The organism is Yinghuangia soli, from assembly GCF_021502675.1.
GTDB lineage: Bacteria > Actinomycetota > Actinomycetes > Streptomycetales > Streptomycetaceae > Yinghuangia > Yinghuangia soli.
Window position 1 is genome coordinate 1 of record NZ_JAKFHA010000076.1, and the last position, 2454, is coordinate 2454.

The 2454-nt window shown below is 74.2% G+C and carries 3 protein-coding genes and 1 pseudogene; 1 reads left to right on the plus strand and 3 read right to left on the minus strand.

Annotated elements, in window-relative coordinates:
- Both LZ495_RS43415 and LZ495_RS43420 read right to left on the minus strand, forming a co-directional pair.
- A pseudogene (locus LZ495_RS43415) lies at window positions 1–484 on the minus strand (hypothetical protein); the annotation flags it as partial.
- On the minus strand, window positions 481–1269 hold the full coding sequence (locus tag LZ495_RS43420; protein WP_235058829.1) for a ferritin-like domain-containing protein: 789 nt from the start codon (window positions 1267–1269) through the stop codon (window positions 481–483). The gene LZ495_RS43420 and the pseudogene LZ495_RS43415, both read right to left, overlap by 4 nt.
- Before the next feature lie 318 nt (window positions 1270–1587).
- On the opposite strand from LZ495_RS43420, the gene LZ495_RS45195 reads away from it, so the two are divergent.
- On the plus strand, window positions 1588–1920 hold the full coding sequence (locus tag LZ495_RS45195; protein WP_235058830.1) for a twin-arginine translocase TatA/TatE family subunit: 333 nt from the start codon (window positions 1588–1590) through the stop codon (window positions 1918–1920).
- Window positions 1921–1993: 73 nt separating this feature from the next.
- Here the strand turns inward: LZ495_RS45195 and LZ495_RS43430 are convergent, their stop codons facing one another.
- Window positions 1994–2365 (minus strand): hypothetical protein, encoded by a 372-nt coding sequence (locus LZ495_RS43430; protein ID WP_235058836.1) that lies wholly within the window; start codon window positions 2363–2365, stop codon window positions 1994–1996.
- Window positions 2366–2454 lie beyond the last annotated feature (89 nt).

Here is a 2454-nt window from a genome sequence, read left to right on the forward strand (position 1 = left end):
CGGCGTGCTGGGCCATCGCCGTGGTGGCGAAGGACGCCACCGCGGGCGGCACGGTGCCCAGCTTCCCGGCGCCGGCGGCCTGGATCGCGGCCTGGTAGGCGGCGACCGCCTGGTTCTCCAGGGCGGTCGCCAAGGCCACGACCTGAAGGTCCCCGGTGTAGGTGCCGCCCGCGCCCGATGCCGACGAGGAGGACGCCGGGCCGGAAGCGGACGGGGACGACTTGTTCGTGGTGCTCTTGCTGTCGTCGCTGCACGCGGCCAGCGCGAACGCGGACAGGCCCAGTACGCCCAGCCCCCGCAGGACGCTGCGCCGTTCCAGCCCCTCCGCAGGGGCTGCTGCCTGGCGGTCGCGGATCTGCTCGCCGAGTTCGGCCGCGGAGGCGTACATGGCCGGCAGGGTGGCGCGGTGCGCCTCGTCGACCTCGCGGGTCAGTGCCGCGAACTCGGCTTCGGTGCCTTCGAACTGTCGTGCTGCACGCTTCACTTCACGGCCCCTTCGGTGATCGGGGAGGCGTCCTTGGTCGGGTAGAAGGCGTCGGGGAACCCGACCGAGCCCGCGGCGGCGGGCAGCGCGGCCGCGTCCGGCGGCAGCTTGATCTGGTCCGCGAGATTCGCGGCCAGCAGCGCCTGGACGGCCAGCAGGACGGCCTTGTGCTGCGCCTCGACCGGCGCGACCGAGCCGAACAGCTGGCGCAGCGCCGGGTCGGAGACCTGCGAGACGTTCTTCGTGTACGTCTGCGCGGCGACGTCCTCGAGGGTGATCGCCAGCTTGACCACGTCCGCGGGGCCCTTGATGGTCGGCAGCGCCTGCTGCACGATCGCCGCGTACTTCGGGTCGGGCTGCGTCTGCTCCTTGCCGCCCGCCTTGACCGCCGCGGCGTTGAACGCCTTGGCGTGTGCGGCGTGCTGGGCGGTGGTCTTCTCGACGAACGCCTTGACGACCGCGTTGCCGTTCTTGATGAACTCCAGCCCGGCAGCGGTCGTGTAGACGCTCACCGCCAGGTTCTCCAGGGACGCGGCGGTCTGCAGCGCCATCACATCGTCGCCGTTCGCCGCCGCCGCGCGCCCGGCGCCGAGCAGCACCGCACCCGCGGCCGCACCGCCCAGCAGGCCCGGACGCCACCAGCGCCGCGACTTGGCCGACACGTCCTCGCGGACCTGGCCGAAGTCCTCCAGCGCCGCGCGCGTGATCCGCGACGCGTCGCTGTGCAGGTCGTCGGACTCCTCCGTGAGTTGTTCCAGCCGCCGGGTGTCGATGGAATCGGTCACCGTGCGGGCTCCTCTCGATCCGCCCGCCGGTCACGGGCACTCGCCCTGACCTTCGCGGCAGCGACGTCGGCGGATTGGCCGACACCCTGTCGGGTGACGCGACTCCACCCGGACGGCCCAGATCACGGCCGGGCAGCCGGACCCGGACCACTCGATCGGGTGACGACACCCGTCCGTACCCGGGGCGGCGGCGAACCCCTGCGGTGGAACCCGTCGTGCCCCCGCGCTCCCGGGAGACGGTTCCCATCCCGCCGGTGCGTGGCCGCCTACCACGGTGCGGCCGCGCACCGGCCCCCGTACCGACTCGAGGAGTCAAGGGTGTTCGACGTCGGTCCCCTGGAGATGGTCATGCTGGTGGTGCTGGCCGTCGTCGTCTTCGGCCCCGCGCGCCTGCCCGAGACTGCGGCCCGCGCGGCACACACCCTGCGGCGGCTGCGGGAGATCCGCGAGGAGGCCCGCGCCGAAGCCGCCGACCTCCTCGGCCCCGAGCTCACAGGGCTGGCCACCGGGGACCTGAGGCCCGCCTCACTGGTGCGCGCACACCTGCTTGGCGACGGAGACGGCGAAGAAGACGGCGACCCGCCATGGCCGGCCGAACCGAAGGACGCGGGCACCGCAGCCCAGGCAGCGGCGGCCGGACCGGCGCGCTGACCTGGGTGGCGGTACTCGCGCCGACGAGCCGAGCCTCTTCCCCGGTGGGTCTGCGGCAACACCAGGTGTGGTGTCAGGGCCAGCGGACCCGGCTGACCTCGCCGTCGCGGACCGAGATCCGGCCCGCGGGGGTGGCCGGGTCGCGCCAGACGGTGTACTCCCCGACCGGGAGCGGGGTGATCACGGCGCAGAACGCCGTCCCGCCGGGCAGGTCGCGCGGGCGGACCGCGGCGTGGGTGCGGCAGGTGTCGTCGCGGACCGGGCTGACCTCGATCTCGAGAGTGTCGTATTCGGGTGCGGTCTCGATGATCAACGCGCCGGTCCCGGCGCCGATGTCCAGCACCACGCTGCCCTCCCGGGAGGGCGCGAGGGTGTGGCTGTGGGTGTGCGCGCCGGCATGGTCGCGGGCGTGGGGATGGTCGTGCGTGTGGGGGTGGTCGTGCACGGCGGAGCTCCTTTGGGGCGGGGAACCGGGGGGGGGCGGGGGGCGGCCGCCGGGGGGGCCAAACAGGGGGGGGGGGGGGGGGGGGGGGT